This window comes from Aliiroseovarius sp. ABM4_368 (assembly GCF_056161205.1).
Window position 1 is genome coordinate 59,856 of the sequence record NZ_JBSWYR010000001.1, and the last position, 14,019, is coordinate 73,874.

The window sequence follows — 14,019 nt, forward strand, 5'->3', positions numbered from 1 at the left end:
TTCAAGCGCGGATCAAAACAACTCTGCATCCAACGCCATCACCGTATCCGCACCGCTTTCGATCCGTGCAAGATGCATCGATGTGGCGGGCAGGCGGCGTGCCATATAATAGCGCGCGGTGGTCAGTTTCGTCTCATAGAACGTCGCGTCGCCTTCTCCTGACGCCAATGCGTCCAAAGCAGCGCGTGCCTGACGGGCCCACATGAAACCAAGGCAAACATGGCCAAACAGGTGCATGAAATCATACGATCCAGCCAGCGCGTGGTTTGGGTTTTTCATGCCGTTTTGCATGAAGAACATCGCCGAGGTCTGAAGATGCTTGGACGCGGTTTTCAGCGGTTCGATGAAGTCCTTCATCTCGTCGCTATCCTGCTCTTTGCAATAAGATTTGATCATCTCGAAGAACGCCATGATCGGCTTGCCACCATCGGCAGCCAGCTTGCGACCCACAAGGTCCAGCGCTTGAACGCCATTGGCGCCTTCATAGATCTGTGTGATGCGGGCGTCGCGGGTGAACTGGCTCATGCCATGCTCTTCGATATAGCCGTGTCCACCATAGATCTGTTGGGCCAAAACCGTCATGTCAAAGCCCTGATCGGTCAGGAAGCCTTTCAGAACCGGGGTCATCAAGCTGATCAGCCCATCGGCGTCTTTGTCTTCCGAGCGATGCGCTTGGTCGATCAGCTGAGCGCCCCACAAAAGGAAAGCACGTGCGCCTTCACAGAAGCTTTTTTGATCCATCAGCGAACGGCGGATGTCCGGATGCACGATCAGCGGATCGGCCGGGCCATCGGGGTTTTTCGCGCCGGTCACGTCCCGCCCTTGCAGGCGATCCTTGGCATAGATGACGGCGTTTTGATACGCAGCCTCGGCCTGTGCCAGACCCTGCATCGCCACGCCCAGACGCGCTTCGTTCATCATAGTGAACATGGCACGCATACCTTTGTGAAGGTCACCCAACAGGAAGCCCGTCGCCTCGTCATAGTTCATGACGCAGGTCGAGTTGCCGTGGATGCCCATCTTGTGTTCGATGTTGCCGACCGAGACGCCGTTGCGTGTTCCGACCGAGCCGTCTTCATTCACATTGAACTTGGGCACGATAAACAGCGACACGCCTTTGATGCCCTCGGGACCTCCCGGAATTTTCGCCAAGACAAGGTGAATGACGTTATCCGACATGTCGTGATCGCCGGCCGAGATGAAGATCTTCTGGCCCGAGACTTTATACGACCCATCGTCTTGCGGTTCGGCTTTGGTGCGCATCAAACCCAGATCGGTGCCGCAATGCGGTTCGGTCAGGTTCATGGTGCCGGTCCATTCACAGCTGACCATCTTGGGCAGATAGGTCGCTTTCTGTTCGTCCGTGCCATGCGCCAGAATTGCCGAGGCCGCACCATGAGTCAGGCCCTGATACATGGTGAAAGCTTGGTTCGCGGACGAAAACAGCTCGCCCACCGCGGTTCCCAGCAGAACGGGCATGTTCTGGCCGCCGAATTCTTCCGGCATGTCCAGACCGGTCCAGCCGCCTTCTTTCACCTGTTCGAATGCGTCTTTAAAGCCGGTGGGCGTGTAGACGACGCCGTTTTCCAGCCGACAGCCTTCCTGATCGCCCACAATGTTAAGCGGGGTCAGAACCTCGCTTGCGACTTTACCGGCTTCTTCCAGAACGGCGCTGGTGAAGTCGCGTTCAAGATCCCCATAGCCGGGGATGTCCGATTGTTCGGCCTTCAGCACATCGTGCAGAAGGAAGGCCATGTCTTTGGTGGGCGCGGTATAGGTTGGCATGTGTGGCGTCCTTTCCGGGTCAGCTGTTTTCGTCGAACGAGGCGATTTTCTGTTGGCCCCATTTCAGTTGTTCGGTCAGATCATCAATGGCTTCGTCCAGTTCCTCGCGCTGACGCTTGAGGCCCTCCAGATGGCCGGCAGCAACCTCGACGGTGCGGATCAACTGCGTTTTCTGCTGGTCGCCCATGTCGTAAAGGTCCAGAAGCTGGCGGATTTCTTCCAGTGCAAAGCCAAAGCGTTTGCCGCGCAGGATTAGCTTCAAGCGCGCGCGGTCACGTTTGGTAAACAGACGTTTCTGGCCTTCCCGGATCGGAGAAAGCAGTTCTTTGGCCTCGTAAAAGCGCAACGTTCGCGCAGTGACGTCGAACGCATCGCACATTTGGCGAATGGTCATAAGATCGTCGGTCATTCGATACTCCATACAATTCCGACACTGGCCACGGATCTGACCAGTTCTGCCTACAATATAAGTTGACGTTGACGTAAATGTAACGTGACGTCGCGTCTTTTCTTGTCGTGGCGTAAAGCCTGATTTTAAAGGGGATGCGCAAGGCGCTGATTTTCATAAGAAAATTAACTTACCTTGGGGCAGGTCTTTTCAGAGGGATCTCAAGCGCGGATTGCCCCAAAGGAAATCAAATGGGGCAGGGCACGTGACGAATCGCTGGGGCAGGGGCTAGTTCAGCCCGTCTGCCACGTCATCGCGCAGCTTCTGAAGGTCGGTGATGCTGTCGGCCAGCTCTTCATACTGGGCGCGCAGGGCGGCCAGCTGACGATCCGCCAGCTCGACCCAAGCTTGGTTCTGCGCGTCGGTGCCTTTTTCGTCATAGATCAGCAACCACTGGCGCAGCTCTTCCAATGAAAACCCAAAACGGCGCCCGCGCAGAATCAACGTCATGCGGGCGACCTCGCGCGGGGTGTAGAAGCGCGAACGGCCTTCCTTTTCGGGGTTCAGAAGCTCGATATACTCGTAATAGCGCAGGGTGCGCGGTGTGACGTCGAACTTTGCGCACATCTCTTTAAATGTCAGGCGTTCTTCAGACATGACGCTCCCCTTCGGTGTCTTGAGGTAACCGTAAAGGACTGCGCCGGATGGTGCAATTCAGTAGAAGCACGCAGTTGGACGAGACGACGCCTAACCTGCGTCAGTTCATGAAGCCCGGCGCGAGGAAATAGAACGCATATGCCAAGATCACCGCGGGCGCAGTTGAATAGAGTGTCGCATAGATCGCCGCCTTCGGGTTCAGCGCGATGGCCGGGAACAAAGCGTCGCCATCATTCGACACCGCGTTGCCCATCAAGGCAGAGAACGGGATGATGCCGTTCAGATAAAGCGTCGTCACCAGAACCTGCGGGCCGCAACCGGGAATCAGCCCGACCAATACGCCCATTATGGGCAGAAGCGGGGCGATGGACTGGAACAGCAATTCAAGGTCCAACCCGCCGAACTCGGCCACATAGTCATATGCCAGATAAGCGCCAATCACCCAAACCGAGATAAAGCTGGTTTCCTCGGCCATACGGGTCAGGGGGCTGTCTTTGGCATTGGTCATCGCAGACACTTTCGACGTGGCCCAGATGATCAGGCCAAGAAAGGTGCCTGTAAGGGCGATCCACATGATCGGCAGGCCGAAAATGTGCCCGACCTCGATCTGTGCCAGTTGCAGCGCGCCGACATACAGGCCAGGAATGGCCAGGAGCAAACAGGCAATGTCCTGTGGTCGGGTTTTGCCGATCAGCGGGGCGAGCTCACAGCTTGCCAGCGTTGACGCGCGGTATTCAACTGTGTGGAAACGGTCCACGATCCAGCCTGACAGGATGCCTGCTGCAAAGGACAGGGGCAGCACGACCGCCGCCGCTTCAGGGCGTGTTGCAATCAACAGAAAGGATGCGTCGCCCATTGTGGCGGTCAACGTGGCCACCACCGCGCCGAACCCGACATGGCCTGAACTATAGGCTGCCACTACAACCACCGCGCCGCCACAACCGGGTGTAGCACCCAGCAATGCTGCCAATGGAACCTGAGCCCCCTTGGCGTTCGACAGCATCTCGCCAATGTTGAATTTGAACAGCCGCTCGGCCCCGTAGAACAAAAGTAACGTAGCGGCAACAAAGACTGAGACCTGAACATAGGCGTCGGTCATCAGTTCGCGTGTCAGTTCCCCAAGGTGACCAGGGGCAATCGCCAGCGCGGCCATGATGGCCAGTACAAGAAGGCGTTTCGGGCGTCTCACACCGAATGGGGCGTCAATAGTTGTGGCGTCGGTCATGATAGCTCTTTTAATTGAGAATAATTCTTAATTGCGAAACTAGGGGGTGGACGCGTGAATTGCAAGGGCCAATAAAAGACGTGAAAGCAAAAGGATACTGCCAATGATGAAAGGCATGACAGCCGAGAAGAAGGCTGAAATCGCGCGAAAGTTCACCGAGGCCATTCCCCATTGCAAAGCACTGGGCATGGTTTTGGAGAATCTGGAAGATGGCGAAGCGGTCATGTCAATGCCCTATGACGAGAAGCTGATCGGCGACCCGCGCACGGGCGTTATTCACGGCGGCGCGGTCTCGGCATTGCTGGACACATGTTGCGGATCTGCGGTGATGAGCCATCCCAAGGCTCCGGCGATTACGGCGACGATTGACCTGCGGATTGACTATATGCGCCCGGCAACCCCCGGCCAGAGGATCACTGCCAAAGCCACCTGTTATCACGTCACACGTTCGGTCGCGTTCGTGCGGGCCGTGGCGTTGGACAAAGACGAAGACCGCCCGGTGGCCTCCGCCACTGGCGCTTTCACGGCTGATGGCGATCCCAAGCGTCGCTCGACCGAGATATCGAACGACATCGCCGATGATGTCAGCGAAGAGGATGCGGAATGAGCCTTCCTACTAATCATAAGCGCCCCGAACCGGTTGAGGTTGTTAAACAACGCCGTGATGTAGCCTTGGCCGGGCTGGTCAAAGGCGTGCCTTATGTGCAGTTCCTTGGCATTCAGGTCGAACGCCACGGTGACGAGCTGACCGCTGTTTTGCCTTTCGACGACATGCTTATTGGCAACCCGATGCTTCCCGCGATCCATGGCGGCGTGACGGCGGCGTTCATGGAAACGGCGGCGGTCATCCAACTTAGCTGGTCCACCCTGTGGGAGGATATGGAAAGCGGTGCGCTGGACCCGTCGACGCTTGGCCCGGACAACATGCCCTATTTGCCCAAGACAATTGATTTCTCAATCGACTATTTGCGGTCGGGCCTGCCGCGTGATGCCTATGCGCGTGCACGGGTTGTGCGGCAAGGACGGCGCTATGCGTCAGTGCATGTCGAAGCATGGCAGGATCAGCGCGGCAAGCTTTACGCGCAGGCCACGGGCCATTTCCTGATGCCGGGCTCGTGACGGGCCGCACGCTGACCCATCGGCGCGTTCTGGCGGTGGCCGGGCCTATTGTGCTGTCCAATGTGACCGTGCCCATTCTGGGGCTGGTGGACACCGGCGTAATTGGCCAATTGGGCGACGCTATCCCCATTGGGGCAGTTGGGCTTGGGGCGGTCATCCTAACCACACTTTTCTGGCTTTTCGGCTTCTTGCGCATGGGTACGACAGGCCTGACTGCGCAGGCCCATGGCGCTGGGCGACCGGGCGAGGTCGCCGCGATGCTGACCCGCGCCTTGTTGATCGCTGCCGTCGCGGGCGTCGCACTGATTGCTTTGCAAGTTCCATTGTTCTGGGCCGCGTTTCAAATCGCTCCCGCCTCGGATCAGGTCGAGGCGATGGCCCGCGATTATCTTGCCATACGCATATGGGGCGCGCCCTTCGCGATCTCGGTCTATGCTTTCACCGGTTGGCTGATTGCGTTGGAGCGTGCGAGGTCTGTTCTGGTTCTGCAGGTCGTCATGAACGGCGTTAATATCGGACTGGACCTGTGGTTTGTGCTTGGGCTGGGTTGGGGAGTCGAGGGTGTGGCGATTGCCACCCTAATGGCCGAGCTGTCGGGTGCCGCGCTGGGCCTGTGGCTGTGTCGCGGCATTTTCCGAAATCCCGCATGGCGTGACCGCGCAAGGGTGCTGGATGGGCCGACCTTGAAGAACATGGCAGTCGTCAATACAGACATACTGCTGCGCTCGCTTTTTATTATGGCGATTTTCACCAGCTTTACTTTCTATGGTTCGGGCCTATCGGACACGGAACTGGCCGCCAATCAGGTGCTGATGCAGTTTCTGCACGTGACGGCCTATGCGATGGACGGGTTCGCCTTCGGGGCTGAGGCCTTTGTCGGCCAAGCGCTGGGTGCACGCAACCGCGCCGCTGTCAGGCAGGCGTCCTTCACGAGCAGCCTTTGGGGCGCGGGGATTTCCTGTGCCTTGGCGCTGGGCTTTCTGCTGGTAGGAGGTTGGGGGATTAACGTGATGACCACGGCCGATGATGTGCGGCAAGTCGCGCGGGATTTCCTTCCCTATATGGTGCTAGCTTCGCTTCTGGGCTGGCCCGCGTGGATGTTGGACGGGATCTTTATCGGGGCGACCCGCACTGGCGACATGCGCAACATGATGATCCTGTCCGCGGCGATCTATTTTGCTGCTGTCTATGCCTTGATGCCGGGGTTGGGTAACCACGGGCTATGGGCGGCATTGTTGATTTCCTTTGTGGCACGCGGGGCAACATTAGGCGCACGATATCCGGCGCTGGAACGTTCGGCGGAGTAAGCGCTGATAATCGCGCTTAAAGGATTTCCAAGACGCTTTCCGGCGGGCGACCGATCCGCGCCTTGCCGTCTTTCAGTACGATGGGGCGTTCGATCAAGATCGGGTTGGCCAGCATGGCAGCAACTAGTTCTTCCTCGGGCGTCTCCGCCGACAAGCCAAGTTCTTTGAAGATCTTCTCGCCTTTACGCATGATCTGAAGCGGCGCGACGTTCAATGCGGCCAGCACAGCACGCAATTCAGCCTCGGACGGGGCGTTGTCCAAATAGCGGCGCACAGTCACTTCTTCGCCACGATCTTCCACCAATGCCAGCGTCTGGCGCGATTTCGAGCAGCGGGGGTTGTGCCAAATCTCGGTCATAGCCATGCCTCGCGTTTTGTGCCGACGGCCTCGGACACGGTGGCGAAACCATCACGTTCCAGCCGTTCATCGATGCCAAGCGCGATTTCTTCCACAAGGCTGATGCCTTTGTAAGCGAGCGACGAATAGAGCTGAACGACAGATGCGCCTGCAAGGATCTTTTGATACGCATCCTCGGCAGAGGCGATGCCGCCGACACCGATCAACGGCATCGCGCCTTCGGTTAACTGCGACAGACGTGCCAAGACGCGTGTGGACTTTTCGAACAAAGGCGGGCCGGAAAGACCGCCAGCCTCGGCCTTGTGTGCACTTTTCAAACCGTCGCGCGACAAGGTGGTGTTGGTTGCAATCACCGCGTCAATATTGACCTCTTGCGCGACGCCCGCGACCTCGGCCAGTTCGTCGTCCGTCAAATCCGGCGCGATCTTCAGGAAAATGGGCGTGTATTTGTCGTGATCCTTGCGCGCGTGCAAGACGCCCTGCAACAGGCCACGCAACGCATCCGCACCTTGCAGATCCCGCAGCTTTTCGGTGTTGGGCGAGCTGACATTGACTGTCACGAAATCTACGAACGGACCGCAGCAATTGAAGACCTTTACATAATCCGCCGCGCGGTCGTCGCTGTCCTTATTGGCCCCAAGGTTCAGCCCGACGGGCACCGGGCGTTGGCGTGAACGGCGGGTCAGACGGGCGCTCGCGGCCTCCATCCCTTCGTTATTGAAACCGAAACGGTTGATAACGGCCTGATCTTCGGTCAGGCGAAACAGACGCGGTTTCGGGTTGCCCGGTTGCGGGCGTGGCGTGACGGCCCCAACCTCGACAAAGCCAAAGCCCGCTTGCGTAAGCGCATCCACCACGGTGGCGTTCTTGTCATAGCCTGCGGCCAGCCCCACAGGGTTGGTCATCTCCATTCCGCAGAAGGTGGTTTTCAACCGGTCCGAGGTCACAATCCCCGGCATCGGCACCACGCCCGCCTTCATCGCCATCAAGGCCAGCGTGTGCGAGCGTTCGGGATCCACCTGATGCAGCGCTTTCAGGGCAATCTTCTCGATCAAATTCATGCCAGATCCTCGGGGAAGTCATGGCCATCCGGGCCTAGGGGAAGATCTCGGCTCCACAGGGCTTCGGACATTATCAGCTCTCGGAAAAGATGGGGGAACAAGGCGCCCCCGCGCGAGGGTTCCCACTTCAGCTTGCTGCCCATCGCGTCGGCCTCAAACGCTACCAGAACCAGCCCATCTTCTTCGGTAAAATGCTTGGCAGCGGTTTCGCGTACCTGCTGGGCGGTCGAGAAATGGATAAACCCGTCTTGCACATCGATTGGCGCGCCGGTGGTCTTTCCGGCCATTTTGAAGGCTTGCCATTCGGCGGCCCGGAATATCTTGTAAATTTGCATGGCCCTCATGTGCCGCGTTGACCCCTTTGCGTCAAGAGCGGGCCGCCAGAACCGGGCAGATCGCGGAAAATCTCAGCAGTGTTACATCTTCTTGTTACGTAAGCTTGCCACCTAAACACGAGAGTTTTGACAAGCCTGCCCGACTCACGCCACGCTAACGTCAAAACAACAAGACAGTTGGGAGACTTAGTCATGACCAAATTTTTGACCTCGGTAGCGGCGCTTGCGCTGACCACCGGCACCGCGATGGCGGATTACACGCTGAATATTGTGCACATTAACGACCTGCACAGCCGGGTCGAACCGATCAATAAATACGATTCCACCTGCGGCGCAGAAGACAATGCCGAAGGGAAGTGCTTTGGCGGTTACGCCCGCGTGGCCACCAAAATCGCCGAGCTGCGCCAGCAGTTTGACGGCCAGAACCTGCTGGTTCTGGATGCGGGCGACCAGTATCAGGGCTCGCTGATGTACACCACCTATAAGGGTGACGTGGAAATCGAGATGATGGAGAAGATTGGTTTCGACGCAATGGCCGTTGGCAACCACGAGTTTGACGATGGTCCCGAGGGCCTTCTGAAGCTTGTTGACGGGGTATCCTTCCCGGTGATCTCGGGAAATATTGATGTGTCCCAGTCCAATATCTTGGCGGGCAAGGTCGACAACCATGTGGTGCTTGAAGTCGGTGGCCAGAAGATTGGCATTATCTCGGCATTGGCAACGGACACGTCGGAAACATCGAGCCCCGGCGAGGCGGTGATTTTCCAAGACGAGATCGACAGCCTGAAGGCTGATGTGGCCGCGCTGGAAGCGGAGGGCGTGGACAAGATCATCGCGCTGAACCACGTGGGCGTAAAGAAAGACATGGCCATTGCCGAAGCTGTGCCGGGTCTGGACGCGGTAATCGGCGGCCACTCGCACACCAAGTTCTCGAACACGGAAGAGGGCGCGATGGCCTATCCGACGATGGTTGGGAATGTGCCGGTCGTGCAGGCCTATGCCTATTCGAAATATGTCGGTCTGTTGACGCTTGTGTTTGATGATGAGGGCAATGTGACATCGGCCACAGGCGATACGATTCTGCTGGACGCGTCAGTTGCAGAAGATCCGGAAATTGTCGCGCGTGTTGCCGAATTGGCCGGCCCGATCGACGAAATGAAGAACCGCGTTGTGGCGGAAACGTCTGAAGTTCTGGACGGCGAGCGTGGTTCCTGCCGCGCTATGGAATGCGCTATGGGCAACATCATCGCCGAGGCCATGCTGGACCGCGTGAAAGATCAGGGTGTCGAGATCGCAATCCAGAATGGCGGCGGTATTCGCGCCTCGATCGACGCGGGCGAAGTGACGATGGGCGAAGTGCTCAGCGTTCTGCCTTTCCAAAATACGCTGTCGACCTTCCAAGTGACCGGCGAAACCATTGTCGCCGCGCTTGAAAACGGTGTCAGCCAGTACGAGGAAGTTGCAGGTCGTTTCCCGCAAGTGGCGGGTATGACCTATGCATTCGATCTGTCGAAAGAACCGGGCAGCCGGATTTCTGACGTGATGGTGGGCGGTGCACCGATTGACCCGGCCAAGGTGTACGGCGTTGTGTCCAACAACTATGTGCGCAACGGCGGGGACGGTTACAAGATGTTCCGCGACGCGCAGAACGCCTATGACTTTGGCCCCGATCTGGCGGATGTGACCGCTGAATACTTGGCCAAGATGGGCCCTGTTAAGCCGATGCTGGATGGGCGTATCACCCAGAAATAAGGTCTGTCTGACCTGATGAAAGCCCCCGTAGATCCGATCTTGCGGGGGCTTTTTCGTTTTGCAAAGGCGCGCTAAGATGCGCGCATGGATCACCCGCTATTTGACCTTATAGAACAGAAAATCCGCGAGGCTGAAGATGCTGGCGATTTCGAGAACCTCGAAGGCGCGGGCAAGCCGTTGCCCAAGGTGGATGATCCCGAGAACGCCGTCTTCAACCGTCTGGTTCAAGAAAGCGGCGCAGTCCCAGAATTTGTCCGCCTGTCACGTGAACTAAAGCGTCTGCGCGACGAGCTGGCGGAAACAGGGGATCGCACACGGCGTCAGGACATTATGAAAGAGATGTCGATGATGGATGCGCAGATCGAACTGGCGCGCAAAGGGCGTTACTGACCGTTCCAGCGTCTGGTCGCATCCAGAACACGCAATCCAAAACGGCTCGCAGTGTACAGATCCTCGGGCAGCAGGTCTTCATCGGCGCCCAGCTGTTCCGTGACCATTAGGCCTAGCCAGCTTCCATCGCGGTTCAGGCCCGGTCGATCAGGCTTTACCGGCGCGCCGATATCCGTCGGGCCGACCCAGACCATACCCATCTGGGCGGCAAAGATCGACAGGCGTTGCAGTGCGGCCAGTTTATCGCCCGAAGGGTGGATGGCGGTGGTGAAGCCCGCTGCGATTTTATCCTTCCACTGGCTGTGTTCCCAGCGCGTGCCGATTTGCTCTAAGAACAGGCTGAACCGCGCGGCGGTTGATCCCATATATGTGGGCGCGCCGAAGATGATCGCATCGGCGTGATCCAGTGCCTGCCAATCTGCGTCTGTTATGGTCTCTACATCGATCACACACGCCTCGGTCCCGATGGCGCTGGCAATGGTCTGCGCGATGCGTTTGGTGTGACCGAAGCCCGAGAAATAGGGGATGCAAATGCTAAGTGTATTCATGGCGTCACTCTGCGGTGAAACGGGTGCCGCGCCAAGGAAAATTGCGCCTTTCCATGTGGCTATCTCTGTGGTCATTTGATCAAGCGGAGGAATATCACATGACCACATACACCGGACCCGAGCTTTGCAAACTGGAAGCGCACGAGGTTGTCGGGCTGTTGAGACGCGGCGAGGTGTCATCGGCAGAATTGATCGATGCCTCTGAGGCGCGATTGGCACAGGTTGAACCGGATGTGAACGCGGTGCCTGTGATCTGTGCAGATCGGGCGCGGGTTGCGGCCAAGCGGCTGGGTGGGGATCCAGATCGCCCCGGTTGGTTGGCGGGGCTGCCCATCGGTATCAAAGATCTGACCCCCGTGGCAGGCGTACGCTCTACCTTTGGGACCAAGGCGTTGGCCGACAATATTCCGAAGGAAAGCGACCCCATTGTCACGCGGCTTGAAGCACGCGGTGGCGTGGTGTTGGGCAAGACAAACACACCCGAGTTCGGGGCAGGCGGCAACACGTTCAACGAGGTGTTCGGAGCGACCCTTAACCCGTGGGACACGCGGCTCAACGCGGGGGGGTCTTCTGGCGGCGCAGCGGCGTCTTTGGCGTCAGGGTCCGTGTGGCTGAGCCACGGGTCGGACCATGGCGGCAGTCTGCGCACGCCCGCGGCCTATTGTGGGATTGTCGGGTTGCGGCCCAGCCCGGGGCTCTGTGCCTCGGCCTCGGTGACGGGGTTTATTGGCGAGGGCGTGCAGGGGCCGATGGCACGGTCAGTCACCGATTGCGCGCTGTTTCTGGACGCGATGGCGGGGTTTGAGCCGCGCGCGCCCCTGTCCTTCCCAGCCCCTGAGACGCCCTATCAAGTCGCAGTCCAGAGCGCGGACCCAAAGCTGCGCATCGGCTTTGCCCCCGATTTGGGCGGGTTCGCACCGGTCGACACGGACATGGCCCGGTACCTGTCACGCGCGATGACCGCGATGGAGGGCGCAGGCGCAACGGTTGAAGAAGCCTGCCCAGATTTGCCGGATTTAGAGCGGACCTACCACGTTATTCGCGGCGGCATGTGGGCTGCGAATTTCATCAAAGCTCCGAAAAACCTAACCCAGCATTTCAAGCCGACACTGGCCGAAAACCTCTCGTTTGGGCTATCCTTGAGCGCCGAAGATCACGCGCTTGCCCAGCAGAACCGCTCGCTGATCTATGACAATATGCGGGGCTTCCTTGAACGGTTCGACGTGCTTGCCTGCCCGGTGGTCGGCAACATGCCCCACCCGCAATCCGAAGAATGGGTGCGCGAGGTCGGTGGCCAGACCCTGACAGGGTACATGGATTGGTTGCGCTTTGCTTTCCTTGCCACTGTGGCCGGGTTGCCTGCCATCTCGGTGCCCGTCGGGCTGTCTGACGATGGCCTGCCGGTTGGGTTGCAACTGATCGGCCCACCGCGCGGCGAGGCCAAGCTGCTGGCCGCCGCCCGCGCGGTCGAAGTCGTGATGGGTGGCCCCCTTGGTTCGATTGACCCGATCACCTCTAAACGCTAAGCCATTCGCGCGTTTAGGAGAGCCACCATGTACGACCAGAACCATCTTGCCCATGCCATTTCCCGCGCCTCGGACGGGCGTCATGATGCGACGTTCCTGACCGATGGGCGTACGGGCAAAGTGACCTCGTACGGCGAGTTTTGGGCCAATGCGGAACGCATGGCGGCTGCTCTTGTCGCGCTGGGCGTCGCCCCCGGCGACCGCGTGGCGGTGCAAACCCCGAAAGAACCCGCGATGTTAGAGCTTTACGTGGGTACAGTGCTGGCAGGCGGCGTGTTTCTTCCGCTGAACACTGCCTATACACCGGACGAGGTGGCTTATTTTCTAGGCGACGCCGCCCCGCGTGTATTCGTGTGTGAACCGGGGAGGTTAGAGGCTCTGACGCCCGTGGCGGAGGACGCGCAGGTGGCGCATGTGCTGACGCTTGGTGCGGGTGAAACGGGCACGCTGGTTCCCGCCCGCGACGCCGAAGAGCCCGGCTTTGAAGCCGTTCCGCGCGCGGCGCTGGACCTTGCCGCGATCCTTTATACGTCGGGCACGACGGGGCGTTCGAAGGGTGCGATGCTGACCCACCGGGCACTGGCGTCGAACAGCGAAACCTTGCGCGATTACTGGCGTTTTACGAACAAGGATGTGCTAATCCACGCGTTGCCGATCTTCCACACGCATGGGCTGTTTGTGGCGACCAATGTGACCTTGATGGCAGGCGGGGCGGCGGTGTTCTTGCCGGGCTTTGATGTGGATGCGATTATAAAGGCGATGCCTAATGCGACCGCGCTGATGGGTGTGCCGACCTTCTATACGCGACTTCTGAAGGATGGCCGTCTGGCCGAGGCATCCAAGGGAATGCGGCTGTTCGTATCCGGATCTGCACCCCTTCTGGCGGAAACTCATGATCAATGGCGCGACGTCACGGGCCACGCCATCCTTGAACGCTATGGCATGACCGAAACCAACATGAACACGTCAAACCCCTATGACGGAGAACGCCGCGCGGGCACGGTGGGTTTCCCGCTGCCGGGGGTCGAGGTGAAGGTATGCGATCCGGTGTCCGGCGAAACCCTTCCCGATGGAGACATCGGCGTCTTGGAAGTGCGGGGCGACAACGTTTTCGCGGGCTATTGGCAGATGCCCGAAAAGACAGCCGAAGAGCTGCGACCGGATGGCTGGTTTATCACGGGCGACTTGGCGATGGTGGATGCCGATGGCTATGTGAGCATCGTCGGGCGCGGCAAAGATCTGATCATCACTGGCGGCTTCAACGTCTATCCGAAGGAAATCGAGGGTGTGATTGACGACTTGCCCGGTGTGCTGGAAAGTGCGGTGATTGGTGTGCCGCATGAGGATTTCGGCGAAGGTGTGGTGGCCGTGGTTGTGGCGCAGGATGGTGCGGCTTTGGATGAGGGGTCCGTGAAGGCGGGCATCTCGGACAGTCTTGCCAAGTTCAAGCAACCCAAGCGCGTGGTCATTGTGGACGAACTGCCACGCAACACGATGGGCAAGGTGCAAAAGAATGTGATGCGCCAGACCTATGCGGACCTTTTGAAAGGGTAAGGGGCTTTGCCCCT

General features: G+C 58.8%; 15 protein-coding genes. 7 read left to right on the top strand and 8 right to left on the bottom strand.

Going from position 1 to position 14,019, the window contains the following annotated elements:
- Positions 1 to 12: 12 nt before the first annotated feature.
- From ACXAH3_RS00285 to ACXAH3_RS00300, 4 genes are all read right to left on the bottom strand, one after another.
- The gene (locus ACXAH3_RS00285) at positions 13 to 1,785 is read right to left on the bottom strand and encodes an acyl-CoA dehydrogenase C-terminal domain-containing protein (RefSeq protein WP_474860065.1); all 1,773 of its coding nucleotides are present in this window, start codon (positions 1,783 to 1,785) and stop codon (positions 13 to 15) included.
- A gap of 19 nt (positions 1,786 to 1,804) precedes the next feature.
- Entirely contained in the window at positions 1,805 to 2,194 is a 390-nt protein-coding gene (locus tag ACXAH3_RS00290; protein WP_474860066.1) for a MerR family transcriptional regulator, read from the bottom strand.
- Between the two features lie 267 nt (positions 2,195 to 2,461).
- Positions 2,462 to 2,830: a MerR family transcriptional regulator gene (locus tag ACXAH3_RS00295; RefSeq protein WP_474860067.1), complete on the bottom strand. Its 369-nt coding sequence runs from the start codon at positions 2,828 to 2,830 to the stop codon at positions 2,462 to 2,464.
- Positions 2,831 to 2,930: 100 nt separating this feature from the next.
- Positions 2,931 to 4,055 (bottom strand): putative manganese transporter, encoded by a 1,125-nt coding sequence (locus ACXAH3_RS00300; RefSeq protein ID WP_474860068.1) that lies wholly within the window; start codon positions 4,053 to 4,055, stop codon positions 2,931 to 2,933.
- 103 nt (positions 4,056 to 4,158) lie between these two features.
- Between ACXAH3_RS00300 and ACXAH3_RS00305 the strand changes: the two genes are divergently transcribed.
- From ACXAH3_RS00305 to ACXAH3_RS00315, 3 genes are read left to right on the top strand one after another with little or no spacing between them, the layout of a single operon-like run.
- Positions 4,159 to 4,662 (top strand): PaaI family thioesterase, encoded by a 504-nt coding sequence (locus ACXAH3_RS00305; protein WP_474860069.1) that lies wholly within the window; start codon positions 4,159 to 4,161, stop codon positions 4,660 to 4,662.
- Entirely contained in the window at positions 4,659 to 5,174 is a 516-nt protein-coding gene (locus ACXAH3_RS00310) for a PaaI family thioesterase (RefSeq protein ID WP_474860071.1), read from the top strand. Before ACXAH3_RS00305 ends, ACXAH3_RS00310 begins: the two co-directional genes overlap by 4 nt.
- Entirely contained in the window at positions 5,171 to 6,481 is a 1,311-nt protein-coding gene (locus tag ACXAH3_RS00315) for an MATE family efflux transporter (RefSeq protein ID WP_474860072.1), read from the top strand. Before ACXAH3_RS00310 ends, ACXAH3_RS00315 begins: the two co-directional genes overlap by 4 nt.
- A 16-nt stretch (positions 6,482 to 6,497) precedes the next feature.
- Here ACXAH3_RS00315 and arsC read toward each other — a convergent pair whose 3' ends face one another.
- From arsC to ACXAH3_RS00330, 3 genes are read right to left on the bottom strand one after another with little or no spacing between them, the layout of a single operon-like run.
- A complete protein-coding gene (gene arsC / locus ACXAH3_RS00320; protein ID WP_474860073.1) occupies positions 6,498 to 6,839 on the bottom strand; it encodes an arsenate reductase (glutaredoxin) in 342 nt (113 codons plus the stop codon).
- The gene (locus tag ACXAH3_RS00325; protein ID WP_474860074.1) at positions 6,836 to 7,900 is read right to left on the bottom strand and encodes a quinone-dependent dihydroorotate dehydrogenase; all 1,065 of its coding nucleotides are present in this window, start codon (positions 7,898 to 7,900) and stop codon (positions 6,836 to 6,838) included. Before ACXAH3_RS00325 ends, arsC begins: the two co-directional genes overlap by 4 nt.
- Positions 7,897 to 8,235 carry a DUF952 domain-containing protein gene (locus ACXAH3_RS00330; protein WP_474860075.1) on the bottom strand — a complete coding sequence of 113 codons (339 nt, stop codon included), beginning with the start codon at positions 8,233 to 8,235 and terminating at the stop codon, positions 7,897 to 7,899. The genes ACXAH3_RS00325 and ACXAH3_RS00330 overlap by 4 nt, the downstream gene beginning before the upstream one ends.
- Positions 8,236 to 8,427: 192 nt before the next feature.
- On the opposite strand from ACXAH3_RS00330, the gene ACXAH3_RS00335 reads away from it, so the two are divergent.
- Both ACXAH3_RS00335 and ACXAH3_RS00340 read left to right on the top strand, forming a co-directional pair.
- On the top strand, positions 8,428 to 9,987 hold the full coding sequence (locus ACXAH3_RS00335) for a bifunctional metallophosphatase/5'-nucleotidase (RefSeq protein ID WP_474860076.1): 1,560 nt from the start codon (positions 8,428 to 8,430) through the stop codon (positions 9,985 to 9,987).
- An 84-nt stretch (positions 9,988 to 10,071) separates the two neighbouring features.
- Positions 10,072 to 10,377, top strand: a complete 306-nt coding sequence (locus ACXAH3_RS00340; RefSeq protein WP_474860077.1) for a DnaJ family domain-containing protein — start codon at positions 10,072 to 10,074, stop codon at positions 10,375 to 10,377.
- On the opposite strand, the gene ACXAH3_RS00345 is transcribed toward ACXAH3_RS00340, so the two are convergent.
- Positions 10,371 to 10,925, bottom strand: a complete 555-nt coding sequence (locus tag ACXAH3_RS00345) for a flavodoxin family protein (RefSeq protein ID WP_474860078.1) — start codon at positions 10,923 to 10,925, stop codon at positions 10,371 to 10,373. The genes ACXAH3_RS00340 and ACXAH3_RS00345 overlap by 7 nt on opposite strands.
- Positions 10,926 to 11,023: 98 nt before the next feature.
- Between ACXAH3_RS00345 and ACXAH3_RS00350 the strand changes: the two genes are divergently transcribed.
- Together ACXAH3_RS00350 and ACXAH3_RS00355 are read left to right on the top strand one after the other, a co-directional pair.
- On the top strand, positions 11,024 to 12,451 hold the full coding sequence (locus ACXAH3_RS00350) for an amidase (RefSeq protein ID WP_474860079.1): 1,428 nt from the start codon (positions 11,024 to 11,026) through the stop codon (positions 12,449 to 12,451).
- A 27-nt stretch (positions 12,452 to 12,478) separates the two neighbouring features.
- On the top strand, positions 12,479 to 14,005 hold the full coding sequence (locus ACXAH3_RS00355; RefSeq protein ID WP_474860081.1) for a malonate--CoA ligase: 1,527 nt from the start codon (positions 12,479 to 12,481) through the stop codon (positions 14,003 to 14,005).
- Positions 14,006 to 14,019: the final 14 nt, after the last annotated feature.

Excerpts from the sequence above, each read along its gene's own strand:
- ACXAH3_RS00285 (WP_474860065.1), bottom strand. The coding sequence starts at position 1,785 with ATGCCAACCTATACCGCGCCCACCAAAGACATGGCCTTCCTTCTGCAC.
- ACXAH3_RS00290 (WP_474860066.1), bottom strand. The coding sequence starts at position 2,194 with ATGACCGACGATCTTATGACCATTCGCCAAATGTGCGATGCGTTCGAC.
- ACXAH3_RS00295 (WP_474860067.1), bottom strand. The coding sequence starts at position 2,830 with ATGTCTGAAGAACGCCTGACATTTAAAGAGATGTGCGCAAAGTTCGAC.
- ACXAH3_RS00300 (WP_474860068.1), bottom strand. The coding sequence starts at position 4,055 with ATGACCGACGCCACAACTATTGACGCCCCATTCGGTGTGAGACGCCCG.
- ACXAH3_RS00305 (WP_474860069.1), top strand. The coding sequence starts at position 4,159 with ATGATGAAAGGCATGACAGCCGAGAAGAAGGCTGAAATCGCGCGAAAG.
- ACXAH3_RS00310 (WP_474860071.1), top strand. The coding sequence starts at position 4,659 with ATGAGCCTTCCTACTAATCATAAGCGCCCCGAACCGGTTGAGGTTGTT.
- arsC (WP_474860073.1), bottom strand. The coding sequence starts at position 6,839 with ATGACCGAGATTTGGCACAACCCCCGCTGCTCGAAATCGCGCCAGACG.
- ACXAH3_RS00325 (WP_474860074.1), bottom strand. The coding sequence starts at position 7,900 with ATGAATTTGATCGAGAAGATTGCCCTGAAAGCGCTGCATCAGGTGGAT.
- ACXAH3_RS00330 (WP_474860075.1), bottom strand. The coding sequence starts at position 8,235 with ATGCAAATTTACAAGATATTCCGGGCCGCCGAATGGCAAGCCTTCAAA.
- ACXAH3_RS00335 (WP_474860076.1), top strand. The coding sequence starts at position 8,428 with ATGACCAAATTTTTGACCTCGGTAGCGGCGCTTGCGCTGACCACCGGC.
- ACXAH3_RS00340 (WP_474860077.1), top strand. The coding sequence starts at position 10,072 with ATGGATCACCCGCTATTTGACCTTATAGAACAGAAAATCCGCGAGGCT.
- ACXAH3_RS00345 (WP_474860078.1), bottom strand. The coding sequence starts at position 10,925 with ATGAATACACTTAGCATTTGCATCCCCTATTTCTCGGGCTTCGGTCAC.
- ACXAH3_RS00350 (WP_474860079.1), top strand. The coding sequence starts at position 11,024 with ATGACCACATACACCGGACCCGAGCTTTGCAAACTGGAAGCGCACGAG.
- ACXAH3_RS00355 (WP_474860081.1), top strand. The coding sequence starts at position 12,479 with ATGTACGACCAGAACCATCTTGCCCATGCCATTTCCCGCGCCTCGGAC.